The organism is Chryseobacterium sp. TQ-BC-N36 (assembly GCF_058382295.1).
Map to the genome: position 1 here is coordinate 5182027 of NZ_CM178175.1, position 18482 is coordinate 5200508.

An 18482-nucleotide genomic window follows, 5' to 3' on the forward strand; every position below is an offset into this window, starting at 1 on the left:
ACAGTGTTAATTATTGAATACAACAAAGGCCTTTTGTATTCAAGTGAAAATAATTAAATTGCAGTCTAAGTTTTTATTATGCTTACAAAAGAACAAATTGCCAAAAGAATTTCAAAAGAACTGAAAGATCGTTATTATGTAAACCTGGGAATTGGAATTCCTACTTTGGTTGCCAACTATGTTCCGGAAGGTATTTCCGTAGAATTCCAGAGTGAGAACGGAGTGTTGGGGATGGGGCCTTTCCCTTTCGAAGGAGAAGAAGATGCTGATATCATCAATGCCGGAAAACAGACTATCACTATATTAGAAGGAGGTTCTTTTTTTGATTCCGCATTCAGTTTCGGGATGATCCGTGGTCAGAAAGTAGACCTTACCATCCTTGGAGCTATGGAGGTTTCAGAGAACGGAGATATTGCCAACTGGAAAATTCCGGGAAAGATGGTGAAAGGAATGGGAGGTGCCATGGATCTTGTAGCTTCTGCTGAAAATATTATTGTTGCGATGATGCATGTAAATAAAGCAGGAGAAAGCAAAATCCTTAAGAAATGTACACTTCCTTTGACAGGAGTAAACTGTGTGAAAAAAGTGGTCACTGAGTTAGCTGTTCTGGATGTAACCCCGGCAGGGTTCAAACTGGTGGAAAGAGCACCGGGTGTCTCAGTAGAAGATATTGTTAAAGCGACAGAAGCAGATCTGATCATTGAAGGAGAAATTCCTGAAATGCAGTTTTAATCTGTTTAAAAATAAAAAAGTTTCGGCCTCACAAAGTGAGGCCGAAACTTTTTATAAATCTTAAGAAATAAACGACATAGGAGATCGGAGCGTTAAAAAAATAAATGCTTTGAGCGTTAAGAAAATTCTTGTGTCCGAAGCGCGAGACCAATTCAGAAACGATAAAGAAATAATGAATTCGCGCAAGTTTAGAATTTTTAGAGAACAGCATTTATTTTTAGCGGAGAGGTCCAGGTCTTGAATTTTTGTTTCTTTTGTTTCAAGACAAAAGAAAGTAGATAACAAAAACATAGCTTTTGTTCATTTATACTCAGACCAATAGTGCTATGATAACTTTAAAATGACATAGGAAATCGTAGCGTGAAAAAAATAAATCCTGTGAACGTTAAGAAAATTCTTGTGTCCGAAGCGCGAGACCAATTCAGAACCGATAAAGAAATAATGAATTCGCGCAAGTTTAGAATTTTTAGAGAACAGCATTTATTTTTAGCGGAGAGATCCAGGTCTTGAACTTTTGTTTCTTTTGTTTCTTTTGTTTCAGGACAAAAGAAATTAGATAACAAAAACATTGCTTTTGTTCATTTATACTCAGACCAATAGTTCTATGATAACTTTAAAATGACATAGGAAATCGTAGCGTGAAGAAAATAACTCCTGTGAACGTTAAGAAAATTCTATTGTCCGAAGCGCGAGAGAAATTCAGAACCGATAAAGAAATGATGCTATCGCGCAAGTTTAGAATTTTTAGAGAACAGGATTTATTTTTAGCGGAGAGGTCCAGGTCTTGAATTTTTGTTTCTTTTGTTTTAAGACAAAAGAAAGTAGATGACAAAAACATAGCTTTTGTTCATTTATACTCAGACCAATAGTGCTATGATAACTTTAAAATGACATCGGAACTCATAGCGTTAAGAGAATAACTCCTGTGAACGTCAAGAAAATTCTATTGTCCGAAGCGCGAGACACAAATTAGAACCGATAAAGAAATGATGCTATCGCTCAAGTTTAGAATTTTTAGAGAACAGGATTTATTTTTAGCGGAGAGGTCCCAGGTCTTGAATTTTTGTTTCTTTTGTTTCAGGACAAAAGAAATTAAACCCAACAAAAAAGCTGCCTCATCATGCAGCTTCTATATTTAGTCTAATATTATCTTATTTATTTCCCATCCTGTGCCCCAAAAACTTTCTGCAGAATACTTGTCGTTCTCATAGCAGGTGTATTTCTGATTCCGCTTTCCTTATCTGCCACCATTTTGAACACTCCGTTAATGGTTTCTGTAGTAACATACTCGTTAAGATCTGTTGTTAAAGACTGTCCTGTAAAGGTATTATATTTTGAAATCAGATTTTTCCAAAGCGTATCAGCCCCTACTTTTCCTAACGAAGCTTTTACTTTAGGCTGAAAAGCATTGAAAAGCTGAGTCTGGGTCTTTCCCTGAAGGTAATTTGTTGCTGCATTATTACTGCCTAACAGAATATTTTTGGCATCTGTAATGGTCATAGAAGTGATCGCATTGGTGAAAATGGGTGCAGCTTCCGTTACGGCATCTTCAGCGGCTCTGTTCAATAACTTTACCCCTTCATCAGCAAGACTTCCCATTCCAATGGATCGTAAGGTTGTATCAATTTTTCTTAACTTTTCAGGCATTAAGATTTTTACTGCTTCGTTTTTGAAAAAACCGTCAGTTACCGCCAGTTTTTTAACTCCATCAGTTACCCCCATGCTTAAAGCCTCTTTCAATCCCGAAGAGATTTGCGTGGAAGTAAGGTTACCAAGATTGGCAGATGAATGATTAGACTGCCCTGTAGTGGTGGTGGAAGTTGCTGTACCATTATTTTTTACAGGAACATTAAGGTCTACACCTGTTTTGTCTTTTACAGCTGATTTTATGATATCTAAAATCTGTGCCTGTGCTGACATTGAAAATAATAATCCGGCTGCCAGAAAAATGTTTTTTTTCATCGTATTTTTTTTACAAATTTAAACCTTTTAATTTTTTAAGTTGTCAAATTTGATCAAAAAACAAACCATAATACACAGAATATAATAGAACAATTTCTATGTACATGGCATAACAACTGTAAGTCGTCCATTTCACAGGGGTCCAAACAATGTAAGATGCTGAATTTTGTTTCTAAAAAGGCTCCGGAGTTTTGAAAAATAATTATCTTAGCTAAAACCTTAATCCCATCCAATGATACGGACGCTTTTAGTATTTTTCATTTTGATTTCGAACCTAATTTTGGCCCAAAATAGATTGAATTTAATTCCTTATCCTCAAAAACTTGAACTTCAGCAGGGAGAATTTGTAATTCCGGAAACACTGCTGTTAAGCAGTAATCTGCCAAAAGAAGAGACTGAATATTTTAAAAACCGTTTAAGCTCTCAGTTTAAATTCAAAGATATGCAGAAAGGGGAAGGGATTCATTTGGTATACGCTACGCCTTCATTGCCCTCAGCAGGAAATGAACAGAAAAAAGAATACTATTCCATAGAAATTTCTCCGAAGCAGATTCATATAAAATCTTACACCAGACAAGGCTATTTCCTTGCGCTGCAGACTTTGATTCAGATTTTCGAACAATACAAAGAAACTAAGAAAATTCCTGCTTTAAAAATTGAGGATCAGCCAAAATTCGCATGGAGAGGAATGCATCTGGATGTGTGCCGTCATTTTTTTACAGTGGATGAGGTGAAGCAGTATATCGACTATCTGGCGATGTATAAACTGAACACTTTCCACTGGCATTTAACGGATGATCAGGGATGGAGGATTGAAATCAAAAAATATCCGAAGCTTACTCAGATTGGTTCAAAACGTAAGGAATCCATGATCGGTGCTTACGTTGACAACACATTTGATGGTACGCCTTACGGGCCTTATTTTTATACTCAGGAACAGATAAAAGAGGTGGTAAAATATGCTCAGGACAGGCATATTACTGTTGTTCCGGAAATAGAAATGCCCGGACATGCCTTGGCAGCGCTGTCCGCATATCCTGAACTGGCATGTACAAAAGGCCCTTTTGAAGTGGCTACAAAATGGGGCGTCTTTGATGATGTTTTCTGCCCGAAAGATGAAACATTTACTTTTCTGGAAAATGTTTTGGACGAGGTCATCAAATTATTTCCATCACAATACATCCATATCGGTGGTGACGAGTGTCCGAAAACACGATGGAAAGAATGTGCACACTGCCAGGAATTGATTAAGAAGAACAATTTGAAAGATGAACATGGCTTACAGAGCTACTTTATTCATCGGATTGAAAAATATGTCAACAGCAAAGGCCGGAAAATTATCGGTTGGGACGAAATCTTAGAAGGGGGATTAGCCCCAAATGCTGCGGTAATGAGCTGGACTGGAGTAAACGGAGGTATTGAAGCTGCAAAATCAAAGCATTTTGCTGTAATGACACCGGGAGCTTACTGCTATTTTGACCACTATCAGGGAGATCCGCAGTCGGAGCCTAATGCGTTTGGAGGTTTTACACCTTTGGAAAAAGTATATTCTTACAATCCTGTTCCTTCCGAACTGAATGCAGAGCAGGCCAAATATATCTTGGGAGTTCAGGCTAACCTATGGACAGAATATATTTTGGATTTTAAACATGTGCAGTACATGATCTTTCCAAGATTAATGGCGCTTTCTGAAGTGGGATGGGGAACATCGGATTCTAAAAACTATAAAGAATTTGAAAACAGAGTGATCAGCCATTTCAAAATTCTGGATGAAATGAAAGTGAACTATGCAAGAAGCATCTATAACATTACCGGAAAAGTAATTCCTTCCAATAACGGAATTGCTTATGAGCTGTCAACTTCACAGAATGAGAATGGCATCAGATATACTTTGGATGGGATAATTCCCTCTATCAATTCTAAAACCTATCAGAATGCAGTTCAGATTCCTAATTCTTTAACCCTTAAGTCTGCTTATTTCGAAGAGGGGCAGCTGAAGAGTGCTGTATCTACGCAGGAATTTACTGTTTCAAAAACAACAGGAAAAAAAATAACTCTTGAGCAGCAACCAAGTGAAAATTATTCTTTTGGAGGCGCTTTTACTCTGGTAGACGGTATTATTGGAAACGTAAAACAGCTGGGAAAAACATGGCTGGGTTTTCAGGGAAAAGACGTGGTGGCAACCATAGATTTTGGGCAGAAAACAGCTTTTTCAGAAGTTTATTTCAATACTCTTGAAAATAAAGGAAGCTGGATTCACCTTGCAAAGTCCGCAAAGATTTTTGTTTCTGATGATAACAGGAATTTTAAACTGATCAAAGAAATCGGTGTATCGGAAATTCAGGCTGCCCATGGCAAAATCAAAGTAAATGTAGGATCACAGAATGCAAAATATCTTAAGGTAAGTATTGAAAATGCAGGAATTATCCCGGCAGGAAATCCCGGAGCAGATTCCAAAGCATGGTTGTTTGTTGATGAAATTGGTGTAAATTAGAATAAAAAATGCAGAACAATACCATACTTTCTTCCGAATTTTCATCATCACCGGATCTGGTAGAAAAGCTGTATCAGTATGGTACAACAAAAAATTACCATGAAGGAGATATTATTTTAGATGAAAATGCCTCCATCCGTTCCATTCCTATTGTGATGAAAGGAATGCTGAAAGTCATCAGAACAGAAGAAGACGGACGTGAAATTTTACTGTACTATATCAAAGCTGGAGAGAGCTGTATTATGTCTTTTCTGGGTGGAATGCACAATGAAAAAAGTATTGTAAGAGCTGAGATCGAAGAAGATGCTGAAATTCTTTTCTTACCACTGGATAAGGTGTCTTTATTCATCAAAGAACATCCCGAATGGCTGGATTATATCTTCAGGCTGTATCATAAACGATTTGAAGAGCTTTTGGATATTATCAATGCTATTGCCTTTAAAAAAGTAGACGAAAGGCTGCTGAATCTTTTGCAGAAAAAGTCAGAGCTTACCCGTTCAGAAACCATTCATACCACCCATGAGCAGCTGGCCAATGAGCTTGGAACCGCAAGAGTAGTCGTATCCAGACTCCTCAAACAGCTGGAAGAAGATGGGAAACTAAAACTCGGAAGAAATAAAATTACCCTTCTGAAATCCCTTCATTAATAAATCCCATTTCAATTTACTAATACGTAGACCATTCCCCTCCTCCGGAGGGGTTGCAAAAATTCATAGAATTTTTGACGGGGTGGTTAACCTGTCATTGCGGACCAAAGGTGAAGCAATCTCCTTATGTAACAAAAGTAGCTGTAGCCCTCCTCCCGCTTTCCCATTTTTGCATCATAATTATTTGAATTGTAAAATGGAAATTATAGGATATACAGCAGCCGTTTTTATCGGCATTTCTCTCGGTTTAATAGGAGGTGGAGGAAGTATCCTCACCGTTCCTGTCCTCGTTTATCTTTTTGGTATCGACGCCTTTATAGCAACAGAATATTCTCTTTTTGTAGTAGGGATAAGCAGCCTTGTTGGGTCGGTGTCATATTTTAAAAAAGGATTGATCAACTTTAAAATTGCAATGGTCTTTGGAGTTCCTTCCATAGTTTCTATTTTTCTGACCAGAACGTACCTTCTTCCCTTGATTCCTGAGGAAATATTCAGAATACAGCACTTTACCATGACCAGAAATATTTTTTTACTGCTGATTTTTGCTGGTTTAATGATTCTGGCTTCTTATAAAATGATAAGAAAAAATACTTCAGAACATAAAACCGATAAGAATAATGTTTTCCAGGCAGCAGGACAGGGTTCAATAGTAGGTGTTTTAACTGGGTTGGTGGGAGCTGGAGGAGGATTTATGATCATTCCTGCACTGGTCAATCTGCTGAAAATCCCTATGAAAATTGCGATAGGAACTTCTCTGGTCATTATCTCCCTGAATTCTTTGATTGGATTCTTTTCTTCTGTCAATCATATGAAAATAGATTGGAAACTGTTGATTTCGATTACAGTCATTGCCATAGCAGGAATAGTCATAGGTTCTCAATTATCAAAAAAGATTGACGGTAAAAAACTGAAACCGGCATTCGGTTGGTTTATCCTGATTATGGGTATTTATATTATTACGAAAGAAATTTTCCTTTAATGCTCTTATGTAACAAAAGTAGCTGTGGAGGCAAAAAGAAAGCAGGAAATTTGTACCAGATAACAAAATCAAAAAATAAATACAATGAAAATAGAACAGATTTATACAGGTTGCCTGGCACAGGGAGCTTATTACATCACCTCAGCCGGAGAAGCTGCTATTATTGACCCTTTAAGAGAAACTCAGCCTTATATCAACAGACTGAAAGAAGATGAAGTAGAATTGAAATATATTTTTGAAACCCATTTTCACGCAGATTTCGTCAGCGGACATCTTGATTTAAGCCATAAAACAGGTACCCCAATTGTCTATGGACCAACGGCCAATCCTGATTTTGAGGCCATTATTGCAGAGGATGAACAAATATTTGAAATTGGAAACATCAAAATTAAGGTTCTTCATACACCGGGACACACCCTTGAAAGTTCATGCTATCTGCTGATTGATGAAAATGGAGCTGAGAAAGTACTCTTCAGTGGTGATACGTTATTCCTTGGGGATGTAGGACGTCCGGACCTGGCACAGAAAGGAGCGGATATGACTCAGGAGGACTTAGCTGGCCTTTTATACGATAGTCTGTACAATAAGATTTTACCTTTAGATGACGAGATTATTGTCTACCCAGCTCACGGAGCCGGTTCGGCCTGCGGTAAAAATATGCAGAAAGAGACTGTGGATACATTAGGAAACCAAAAAAGAACCAATTATGCTTTACGCCAAAAAAACCGGGAGAGCTTTATTAAAGAAGTTACATACGGACTTTTGCCGCCACCTGCTTATTTCGGGATGAATGTCATGATGAACAAAAAAGGATACAGCAGTTTTGATAAAATTCTTTCACAAGGGTTACATGCCATGGATTCACAACAGTTTGAGGAAATTGCTGAAGCTTCAGGAGCTTTAATCTTAGATGTAAGAAATAACAGAACATTTGCCGGAGGTTTTATCCCGCAATCCATCAACATAGGGTTGGATGGTGATTTTGCCCCATGGGTAGGCGCTTTAATTGCTGATGTGAACCAGCCTATTCTGCTGGTAACTGAAAAAGGATCTGAAGAAGAGGCTGTAACCCGGTTGAGCAGAGTAGGGTTCGACAATATTTTAGGATTTTTGGAAGGAGGTTTTGAAGCATGGCAAAAGAGTGGAAAAGAAACAGACTTGGTCAATCGTATCTCTGCTGAGCAGTTTGAAGCTGAAATAAAAGAGGGAGAAGTAAAGATCATCGATATAAGAAGAGAAAGCGAGTACAATGCGGAACATATTCATGAAGCTTACAGCAAACCTTTGGCCTATATCAATGAATGGATTCGTAATTTAGATCCTGCGGAACATTTCTACATGCACTGTGGAAGCGGCTACAGAAGTACTATGGCAGCAAGCATCCTTCAGGCAAGAGGATACAGGAATTTTACAGAAATTGAAGGAGGCTTCAAAGCTATTGCAGCAACAGATGTTCCCAAAAGTGACTTTGTCTGTCAGACTAAAATTTTAAATACATTAAATTAAAAAATAAAAAATGCTGGAAATGATAAAAGAACCGTGGCCGTGGTATATTGCCGGCCCGCTGATCGGACTTACCGTACCTGCCTTACTGATTATGGGTAATAAATCCTTTGGTATAAGCTCTTCACTGAGACATATCTGTGCAGCCTGCATACCTGCCAGTGTGAATTTCTTCAAATATGACTGGAAAAAGGAAGTATGGAATTTATTTTTTGTACTGGGAATCTTCTTCGGAGGGATGATTGCTGCCCATTTTTTGGCTAATCCCAATGAAATAACGGTAAATCCTGAACTGAAAGCAGAATTGGCCGGCTACGGAATTACAGATTACAGCAATATGGTTCCCGAACAGCTTATGAATTTTGAAAATCTGCTGACAATAAGAGGATTTATAACAATGGTTGCAGGAGGATTTTTGGTAGGTTTCGGAACAAGATATGCGGGAGGATGTACCAGCGGACATGCTATTATGGGGCTTTCCAATCTGCAGTGGCCTTCTTTGGTGGCAACAATATGTTTTATGATCGGAGGATTTTTAATGGCGAATATCATCCTGCCTTTCATCCTTTCACTGTAAGTATAATGTAATAAAGAAATTTATATCATGATAAAAGAAAAAGAACAGAACATACGTCATCAGGATGCTGTCTGTATAAACGAAAGCATTCCTACACATCCATGGTATCACAACCTGAAGTATCTTGCAGCAGGGATTATTTTTGGGATTATTTTCGTAAAAGCAGAAGTGATCAGCTGGTTCAGAATACAGGAAATGTTCCGTCTGCAGTCTTTCCATATGTACGGAATCATTGGAAGTGCTGTATTGGTAGGAATGATCTCAGTATGGCTGATCAAAAAATTGAATATAAAAACAGTATATGGAGAACCTATCAGAATTGCCCCTAAAAAGTTTAATAAAGGCCAGATTTATGGCGGGCTGATCTTTGGTTTCGGCTGGGCTATTACCGGAGCATGTCCAGGACCACTGTTCGCCCAAATCGGAACAGGAGCTTTAGCAGTATCCGTTACTTTGTTGAGTGCTATTGCCGGAACATGGGTATATGGATATTTCAGAGATAAATTACCTCATTGAAAGAAGAAACTCCAGGTATTCAGAATAAAATAATAGTATCTATCTTAGATTAAAAGAGGATTTAAATTAACAAAAGGCTGCAGATCTTTATTCTGCAGTCTTTTTACTTTTCTACCAGCTGGAAAATTGTTAATTTGTAGGCCTAATAAACCTATATGCAAAGTAGACGAAACTTTATAAAAAAAACCGCAGCTGCTTCCCTTGTGCTGGCTGTAAATCCTTTGGATCTTATTGCAAAAGAGCTCCCGGAAAATACGAAAGCCGTAAACAAACCGATTGTTCTTTCTACCTGGAATTTTGGACTGAAAGCCAACGAAGAAGCATGGACGATACTTGGGAAAGGTGGAAAAGCTTTGGATGCGGTTGAAAAAGGAGTTCGCATCGTAGAATTGGACCCCAAAGAAAGAAGTGTGGGGTATGGCGGCCGGCCGGACAGAGATGGAAGAGTTACCCTGGATGCCTGTATCATGGATGAAAATTATAATATAGGCTCTGTTGCATGTCTTGAACATGTTAAAAATCCTATTTCCGTTGCCAGAGCGGTAATGGAAAAAACACCCCATGTGATGCTGGTAGGTGACGGGGCATTACAGTTTGCCCTTTCGCAGGGTTTTAAAAAAGAAAATCTCCTTACTCCGGAATCTGAAAAAGAATGGAAAGAATGGTTAAAAACCAGTCAGTATAAACCTATTGCTAATATTGAAAACCATGATACTATAGGAATGATCGCTTTGGATGCACAGGGAAACCTTTCCGGAGCCTGTACAACCAGTGGAATGGCTTTTAAAATGCATGGCAGAGTAGGAGATTCTCCGATTATCGGAGCGGGTTTGTTTGTAGACAATGAAGTGGGAGCTGCAACCGCAACCGGTCATGGGGAAGAAGTCATAAGGACGGTAGGAACCCATCTTGTGGTTGAGCTGATGAGACAAGGCAGAAATCCACAGGAAGCCTGTAAAGAAGCAGTAGACAGAATCGTAAAAATCAATCAGAGAAGAAACAAAAATCTGAAAGATATTCAGGTGGGCTTTATTGCCATCAATAAACAGGGAGAATATGGTTCTTACTGTATTCAGGATGGATTCAATTTTGCGGTGTATGATCAGAAAGGCAACCGTCTTGAAAAACCTGAATTTGCTTTGAAATAAATTCATTAGGAATGAGCTTTAGCCCATTTAAACCAATAAAAATACCCATTGGCTTTAGCCAAAACATAAAATAAATATGAAAAGAACGATTATCGCTTCTCTACTTCTGATCATGTCATGCAAAGAAGAAAAGAAGGAGGTTAAAACAGATGCCAGACCCCAGCAAACAGAAGAGAAAGTAGTTTTAAATAATGAAGCCAATGAAGCGGAAGATGCTAAGAAATGGTTGGAAAAGAGTATTGTAAATTACTTTAAAGCTGATATCGGAAGTGAAGAAAAGAATATGCAGCAGATCACTACAAAAGACTATTTTGAGTATAAAACGGATGCCATGAATGTAGATCTCGATGTTGAGGGTAGTCTCACTGATAAAGAATTTCAGGATAAATGGAAATCCAAATTTGATATAAGTAAAGCAGGTGTTGGAGCGGGCTTCCTGATTACAGCACAGGATTGGGATAAAATTGAAGTTGAAAGCTGTGATTTAAAACGCTCCTCAAAAGATGAATATCTCTTCAATGTGGTACTGACAGATAAGAATTTTAAGGCAGAATACCCGTCAGTAATAAAAGTAGTAAAAGAAAACGGTTCTTTTCTGATTGCAGATGTATGGCAGGACGAACCGAAATAAAATTAAACCTATACAATAATGTCAAAAATAGAAATAGCGTGTTTTAATCCTGAATCAGCAATGATTGCTTTTGAGAACGGAGCAGACAGAATAGAATTTTGTGACGGACTCAGTGAAGGGGGAACCACTCCGGATTTCGAAACCATGAAAAAGCTTCGTGAAAGAATTACTATCCCGATTTTTGTGATGATCCGTCCCAGAGGAGGTGACTTTACTTATTCTGATTCAGAGTTTGAACAGATGAAAAATGATTTGGTTCATTTGAAATCTTTACAGGCAGACGGTTTTGTATTCGGTATTCTGGATGAAAATGATGAGGTGAATATTGAACAGAATAAAGCTTTAGTAGAATTAGCGGCACCGCTTCCATGTACTTTCCACCGTGCTTTTGACCGTGCTGCAAACCTGGAAGAGTCGTTAGAAAAAGTAATTGAATGTGGTTTTACAACCATTCTTACCTCCGGCCAGAAACCCAATGTGGGAGAAGGAAAAGAGAATCTCAAAAAACTGGTTGAGCTTTCCAACGGAAGAATAGAAATCCTTGTAGGAGGAGGACTTCGTTCGTCTAATATTGAAGAAATAAGAGCGATTACCAAAGCAGGTTATTTCCATTCTTCAGCGATTACTGATGGCGGTGCTTTTGCAAACCCGGCTGAAGTGGTTGCGTTGAAGAGTAAGTAATGCGGGTTATATACACTTATTTTGTCATTCCAGACGCAGCAGGAATCTAAATTCTTATGGTAGAGATTCCTTCTTACCTCGGAATGACAAAATCACTGGTATGGTAACAATACAAAACAAATTTATTGATGAATAGAACGATTCTTTTTGCTTTCCTTTTTATGCAGAATATCCTTTCAGCACAGTTTTTACAAAGAAATTTATCTTCTGAAGACTGGCAGTTCAAAAATGCAAAAGATCAAAACTGGCTTCCTGCGAAAGTTCCGGGAACAGTTCACCTGGATTTGATGGATAATAAGATTATTCCGGATCCTTATAAAGATGAAAACGAAAAGAAAGTACAGTGGATAGAAAATGAAAACTGGGATTATCAGACCGTATTTACTGTTTCTTCCCAGGAATTAAAACATGATAATATTGATCTGGTTTTTAACGGACTGGATACCTTTTCTGAAATCTATCTTAACGGTAACCTGTTAAAGAAAACAGACAATATGTTCAGGAAATGGAGTATTCCGGTGAAAGAGTATCTGAAATCAGATAAGAATATATTACAGGTCAGGTTTACATCTTCGGTAAATGCCGGAAAAGAACTGGCAAAGCAAGTTCCTTTTACCATGCCCGAATCACCAAGAAGTTTTGTAAGAAAAGCACAATATCAGTTTGGCTGGGATTGGGGACCAAGATTGGTTACGGCAGGAATCTGGAAGGATGTTCAGTTGGAATTCTGGAATAATGCTAAAATTATCACTGTTAAGGATATTCAGAACAGATCGGCTAAAACTGCTGATCATTTACATTTTGACGTAGAGATTTATGCTCAAAATGCTGGTGACTATACATTGGATCTTAATTCCATTCATCAGAAAATAACATTAAAAAAAGGAATCAATACAATTACAATTCCTTATGATACGAGTGGGATGAAGCTTTGGCAGCCTAATGGACGCGGTGATGCCAATCTTTATGATTTTGAAGTGAAGCTTTCAAAAGGTCAGAAAAATATTGATCGTAAAAATGTAAGAATAGGATTAAGAACTGTAGAATTAGTACAGGAAAAAGACGAAAAAGGAAAATCTTTCTATTTTAAAGTGAACGGACAGCCGTTGTATATTAAAGGAACCAACTGGATTCCGGGAGACAGTTTTTCACCCAGAATGACCAAAGAAAAATACCGGAAACTGATCAAAGATACCAAAGACGCGAATATGAATATGATCCGTGTCTGGGGAGGAGGTATTTATGAAGACGATGAATTTTACAAAGCCTGTGATGAAAATGGTATCCTGGTCTGGCAGGATTTTATGTTTGCAGGAAGTTTTTATCCGGCAGATGAAGCATTTTTAAACAATGTAAAGGAAGAAGTAAAAGATCAGGTCACCAGACTGCAAAATCATCCATCCATTGCTTTGTGGTGTGGAAATAACGAAATTGATGAAGCGATTGTCAATTGGGGATATCAGAAGCAGTTCAACTATTCAAAAAATGACTCTCTTCAGGTTTGGAAAGACTATAAAAAGTTGTTTCACAACGTCATTCCCAAGGCACTGGCAGAAAACCTGAAGTCAGATAAGAATATATATTGGCCAAGTTCGCCATCTATCGGTTGGGGACATAAGGAAAGCCTTACCGAAGGAGATTCTCACTATTGGGGCGTTTGGTGGGGAGAGCAGCCATTTGAAATTTATAACGAAAAAGTAGGACGTTTTATGTCTGAATATGGTTTTCAGGGAACACCAACCCTTGAAACTACCAAATCCATGTTTTCAGGTACTCCGGATTTAAATCTGCAAAATTCAACCATCAAAGCACATGAAAAACACGCCAGAGGTTGGGATATCATCAATGAATATCTGAAACGAGATTATAAAATTCCAACAGATTTTGTACAGTATAATTATGTATCACAATTGCTGCAGGCAAGAGGAATGCAGATTGCCATTGAAGCTCACCGCCGTGCAAAACCTTACAATATGGGAACATTATACTGGCAGCTCAACGATTGTTGGCCGGTTGTTTCGTGGTCTTCCATTGATTATTCAGGAAACTGGAAAGCTTTCCATTATCAGGCAAAAAGAAGTTTTGAGCCAGTGTTGGTATCAGTAGCTGAAACAGAAAAAAATTATGACATCTATCTTATAAGCGATCTGCTGAAACAACTGAAAACAGATATACAATTTGAACTGATGGATTTCACAGGGAAAATACTTTGGAAAGCCAGTCAGTCAGGTCTTGTCAATGCTGATGTAAGTGAGAAAATTCGTAGTATCAGTAAGACAGAATGGGCTCAGTTTGATTTATCTAAAGCTGTTTTAAAGATCAGGTCTGAAAAAGATACAAAATTTGAAAAGCTGTTCTTTTTTAACAAACCTAAAGATATAAAACTTTCAAAGCCCGAGATCAAAATCAGAAAAATATCACCTGCTGAAATTGAAATTTCAACAGATGTCCTGGCAAAAGATATTTATCTGATAGGTGATGCTCATTTTAGTGATAATTTTTTTGACCTGCTTCCCGGAACTTCAAAAAGGATTACCCTTTCAAAGCCTTTGGAAAATGTTGAGGTAATGAGCCTTTGGGATGTGATGAAGAATTAAAATCTATATTGAAAAATTATTTCAAGCAGTTAAACCCGTGTCAAGGTTCAAAACCTTGACACGGGTTGTTAATTTCCGGCAGGTAGATCTCCAAACCTATAAGGTTTAAAGCAGCAAAGGTTCATTAGAAATTCTACTCAAAAAAATATAAATTTTACCTTTCCAACTCAAAAATCAGCCGTAAATTTGCCTCATATTTTATTACAGTTATGGTAAATTTTGTTCTGATTGCAGTGTGCATCATTGCAGGAATGGTATTCAAAGCAACAAAATCTATCCACCCCGATGCTCACAAGGGTATCAATACCTGGATTCTTTATCTTGCTCTTCCGGCAGTGTCGTTTAAATACCTGCCAAAAGTAAAATGGACAACAGAGATGCTGTTTCCAATTGCAGCCACATTTTTAATTGCAGTGTTCTGCTTTTTCTTTATGATGTTTTACAGTAAGAGCAGGGGGTATTCAAGGCGCTCCAGAAGCACTTTAGAATTGGCAAGCGGTTACAGCAATACATCATTTATAGGATTTCCGTTGATCAGTGCCTTTTATGGAGAAGGGCTTCTGAGTATTGCGATTATCTGTGACCAGACGATGTTCTTTGCCCTTTCTACATTGGGAATTATTGCAGCAGTAAAAGGAGGAAGTAAATCAGGAAAGGTAAGTGCTGTTTTTATTTTAAAGAGACTCATTACATTCCCACCGCTAATTGGCTGCATTTCTGCTTTGGTTCTGTCTCAATTTATTGATTTTACTTTTGCAGAACCGTTCTTTGATAAACTGGCAGCTACAGTAAGTCCATTAGCTTTGTTTTCAGTCGGGTTGCAGTTGAAATTCAACGGATGGAAAAAACTGGTCCCGCAGATGTCCATGTCTATGCTTTACAAACTTATTGTGGCCCCTGCTGTTGTTTTAGGAATGGCTTTATTACTGGGAATAAAAGGGAATGTGGCAAAAATTACCGTATTTGAAGCTGCCATGCCGACACTTGTAACCTCAAGCATTATCGCAGAACAGTTCAGGCTGAATACCAAACTCACCAACCTGATTATTGGATTCAGTATTATTGTAGGTTTTTTTACTTCTGCATTCTGGTATCAGATCACGGAACTGCTTTTTTAGTGATTCATGAATCCTTTCTTCGATCCTTTCTGAATTTGTGTTGTTCTTTTATCAGCACACTTTGTCATTCCATAGGAATACATTTGCTGAGTAAAACGCCCTTGCGAACGAATTGAAAACTATTCATAGTATCTTTGTGAGCATTGCGTTATAATATAAGTTTTGGCTAAAGCCAATTGAAATTTTAATTTTTATCAAACGGACTAAAGTCCGTTCCTATTGAATTATTATTGATTTTTTTTCGCAAATTTCTGTGGAATGACAGAATGATACCTGAGAATGAGGGTTTAAATGTCTATTAAACGAAGACGAAAGAATCTCCACAAACTTGCAGTTCTCTCAGGAAAAATCTAATTTTACATTTTAAATATTTCCCTTGCAGTACGCTCAAATTGTTTTACCACTGAATTTAAAAGGATCTTTTACCTACAAGGTTCCTGAAGAACTGATATCTGAAATCCAGCCTGGAATGCGTGTTCTGGTACCGTTTGGCGGGAAGAAAATCTATACGGGAATTGTATTTGAACTTCACGATAATGCACCGGAAAACTTTGTTGCGAAGGAGATGATCAGTATGCTGGACGATAAGCCAATTCTTCCTCAGGAGCAGATTGATTTCTGGAACTGGCTTTCAGAATACTATTTGTGCAATCTCGGAGAAATTTACAGGTTTTCATTTCCCTCTTCATTAAAGCTCGAAAGTGAAACGTATTTAAAATTGAAACCGGGAGCGGTCATTGATTTTGAAAATCTGGATGTCAATGAAATGTACCTGGTCCAGGCACTCGAAGTCCGACAGCTGATCAATCTGACGGATATTGAAGCTTTCATTCCTAAAAAGGATATCATCAGAACGATCAATTCACTTATTGATCTTCAGTATATTGAAATTGATGAGAAAATTGCTGAAAAATATAAAGCGAAAGAAGTTGCTTATGTAAGAATTAATGATGAGGTTCTGGTCAATCAGAATCTTACAGAAATCCTTTTAAAACTGAACAGAGCACAAAAGCAGAAAGATCTTTTTCTGCTTATTCTGGAAAAGCAGACTGAAAAGCCGGATGTTCCAATAAAAAAATCTGAACTCTTTGAAGACGGGTATTTTGGAAGTTCTCACTTTAAACCTTTAGCAGATAAAGGCCTGGTGGAGGAGTACTATATGCAGAAAGACAGAATTGAGAGTTATGAAGGGGAAATAGAAGAGCTTGAAGAACTTTCAGAACAGCAGAAAACAGCCAAATCTGAGATCGATGAAGCTTTCGAGGAAGGAAAGAATGTCCTGCTTCACGGTATTACTTCATCAGGAAAAACTCATATCTATTTAGAGAAAATTGAAGAATGTATCCGTGACGGAAAAAATGTTCTGTTTTTGCTTCCTGAAATTTCTCTGACCAAACAGATTACCCAAAGATTAGAGAAAAAGTATGGTAAACAGCTCGGTTTCTATCATCAGAAACTTACTGATTTTGAAAGAGTGGAAGTTTGGAGAAGAATCAGGCAGAATGATATCCGTATTTTGGTAGGAACCCGTAATGCTTTGTTTTTACCTTATCAGAATCTTGGACTTATTGTCGTAGATGAAGAACATGATTCGGCATACAGGCCAAGGGAAGTGTCTCCTTATTTTAATGCTAAAGATGCCTCTCTGGTGTTAGGCAGACTGTATAAAGCGGGAGTTATTCTGGGATCTGCCACCCCTTCTGTTGAAAGCTACTACAGTGCCAGAAAAGATAAAATGAAATATGTTTTCCTGAATGAAAGATTTGGGAACGTGAATCTGCCGGAATATGAACTGATCAATTTCAAGGAAGCTCAGGAATCTAAAAAGGTTTCAGGAAATTTCTCTCTGAAGCTTATTGATGAGATTAAAAAAACAGTAGATGAAAAAAAACAGGCCATTGTTCTGCACAACCGGCGTGGTTATTCCAATGTAATAGAATGTGAGAGCTGTGGCTATGTAAATTACTGTTCCAACTGTGATGTGGTCATGACCTATCACAAAGCGGCTAATGAAATGAAGTGCCACTATTGTGGGCAAAGAGCTTCAAAACCCAAAAGCTGCCCGAAGTGCAATTCTGAAAAGCTGAATGAAAGGGGAGTTGGAGTAGAGCAGATTCATGAGGAAGTTTCCAAGCTGTTCCCTGAGAATGAGGTTGACAGAATGGATGTAGATTCTATGCGTAAGAAATTTGCCTACGAAAAGCTGTATGAAAAGATTGAAGAGGGAGAAACGGACATCATCGTAGGAACTCAGATGATTTCCAAAGGACTGGATTTTGATCATATTGAACTTGTTGCAATTCCCAAAGCGGACTCCCTGTTGTATGTTCAGGATTTCAGGGCAGAGGAAAGAGCTTATCAGCTGATCACACAGGTTTCGGGAAGAGCCGGAAGAGTTTCCGGTAGAGGGAAAATCTTTATTCAGACCTTTAACCCTGATCATTCTGTATTTCAGCTGATCAAAATGAATAACCCTGCGAAGATCTATAAATATATACTTACAGAGCGTCAGAAATTCCACTATCCGCCATTTACCAAACTGATTATGATTGAAATGAAACACAGAAGAGAGGATAAAGCAGACCGTGCTTCTCAGTTTCTGGGTTCTATTCTCAGAAAATATCTTCCGGAAGATTGTGTTTTAGGTCCTGAAAGAGCTCAGATTGCAAAGCTGAATAATTTGTATCAGTTCCAGATTATGCTTAAGCTTCCCAGAGGGAAAAACTATGAGAGATTCAAAAGTATGGTTTTGATAAGTTTGAAAGAATTTGATGAAATCACTGCATATCAAAGCATTAAAAAAGATGTTTTTGTAGATTTTTAACAATTTTTAACAAACTTTACACTCTTTTATAAGACACTGGTGGTCCGTTATATAACAATAATTTCTACTTTTG

At 37.9% G+C, this 18482-nt stretch carries 14 protein-coding genes; 13 read left to right on the forward strand and 1 reads right to left on the reverse strand.

The window, feature by feature from the left end; genetic code table 11:
- Positions 1 to 78: 78 nt before the first annotated feature.
- The gene (locus AC3FI7_RS23420; protein WP_089696085.1) at positions 79 to 732 is read left to right on the forward strand and encodes a CoA transferase subunit B; all 654 of its coding nucleotides are present in this window, start codon (positions 79 to 81) and stop codon (positions 730 to 732) included.
- Positions 733 to 1887: 1155 nt separating this feature from the next.
- Here AC3FI7_RS23420 and AC3FI7_RS23425 read toward each other — a convergent pair.
- Complete coding sequence (locus tag AC3FI7_RS23425) at positions 1888 to 2694, reverse strand: DUF4197 domain-containing protein (RefSeq protein ID WP_491461041.1); 807 nt, start codon at positions 2692 to 2694, stop codon at positions 1888 to 1890.
- A 295-nt stretch (positions 2695 to 2989) separates the two neighbouring features.
- Here AC3FI7_RS23425 and AC3FI7_RS23430 point away from each other — a divergent pair, with 295 nt between their 5' ends.
- From AC3FI7_RS23430 to priA, 12 genes are all read left to right on the forward strand, one after another.
- Positions 2990 to 5188 carry a glycoside hydrolase family 20 protein gene (locus AC3FI7_RS23430; protein ID WP_491461042.1) on the forward strand — a complete coding sequence of 733 codons (2199 nt, stop codon included), beginning with the start codon at positions 2990 to 2992 and terminating at the stop codon, positions 5186 to 5188.
- Between the two features lie 8 nt (positions 5189 to 5196).
- Positions 5197 to 5835, forward strand: a complete 639-nt coding sequence (locus AC3FI7_RS23435; RefSeq protein WP_491461043.1) for a Crp/Fnr family transcriptional regulator — start codon at positions 5197 to 5199, stop codon at positions 5833 to 5835.
- Positions 5836 to 6031: 196 nt separating this feature from the next.
- Positions 6032 to 6814, forward strand: coding sequence for a sulfite exporter TauE/SafE family protein (locus AC3FI7_RS23440; RefSeq protein ID WP_491461044.1), 783 nt, complete (start codon positions 6032 to 6034; stop codon positions 6812 to 6814).
- An 84-nt stretch (positions 6815 to 6898) separates the two neighbouring features.
- On the forward strand, positions 6899 to 8320 hold the full coding sequence (locus tag AC3FI7_RS23445) for an MBL fold metallo-hydrolase (protein WP_491461045.1): 1422 nt from the start codon (positions 6899 to 6901) through the stop codon (positions 8318 to 8320).
- 10 nt (positions 8321 to 8330) lie between these two features.
- Positions 8331 to 8894: a YeeE/YedE family protein gene (locus AC3FI7_RS23450; RefSeq protein WP_343657640.1), complete on the forward strand. Its 564-nt coding sequence runs from the start codon at positions 8331 to 8333 to the stop codon at positions 8892 to 8894.
- A 27-nt stretch (positions 8895 to 8921) separates the two neighbouring features.
- On the forward strand, positions 8922 to 9410 hold the full coding sequence (locus tag AC3FI7_RS23455) for a DUF6691 family protein (RefSeq protein WP_343657641.1): 489 nt from the start codon (positions 8922 to 8924) through the stop codon (positions 9408 to 9410).
- Positions 9411 to 9565: 155 nt separating this feature from the next.
- Entirely contained in the window at positions 9566 to 10558 is a 993-nt protein-coding gene (locus AC3FI7_RS23460; RefSeq protein ID WP_142725568.1) for an isoaspartyl peptidase/L-asparaginase family protein, read from the forward strand.
- Between the two features lie 76 nt (positions 10559 to 10634).
- Positions 10635 to 11189: a hypothetical protein gene (locus AC3FI7_RS23465; protein WP_491461046.1), complete on the forward strand. Its 555-nt coding sequence runs from the start codon at positions 10635 to 10637 to the stop codon at positions 11187 to 11189.
- An 18-nt stretch (positions 11190 to 11207) separates the two neighbouring features.
- On the forward strand, positions 11208 to 11870 hold the full coding sequence (locus AC3FI7_RS23470) for a copper homeostasis protein CutC (protein WP_142725570.1): 663 nt from the start codon (positions 11208 to 11210) through the stop codon (positions 11868 to 11870).
- 128 nt (positions 11871 to 11998) lie between these two features.
- A complete protein-coding gene (locus tag AC3FI7_RS23475) occupies positions 11999 to 14467 on the forward strand; it encodes a beta-mannosidase (RefSeq protein ID WP_491461047.1) in 2469 nt (822 codons plus the stop codon).
- A gap of 209 nt (positions 14468 to 14676) precedes the next feature.
- A complete protein-coding gene (locus tag AC3FI7_RS23480; RefSeq protein WP_491461048.1) occupies positions 14677 to 15585 on the forward strand; it encodes an AEC family transporter in 909 nt (302 codons plus the stop codon).
- A 376-nt stretch (positions 15586 to 15961) separates the two neighbouring features.
- Positions 15962 to 18409 carry a replication restart helicase PriA gene (gene priA / locus AC3FI7_RS23485; RefSeq protein WP_291903384.1) on the forward strand — a complete coding sequence of 816 codons (2448 nt, stop codon included), beginning with the start codon at positions 15962 to 15964 and terminating at the stop codon, positions 18407 to 18409.
- The last annotated feature ends 73 nt before the right edge of the window (positions 18410 to 18482 follow it).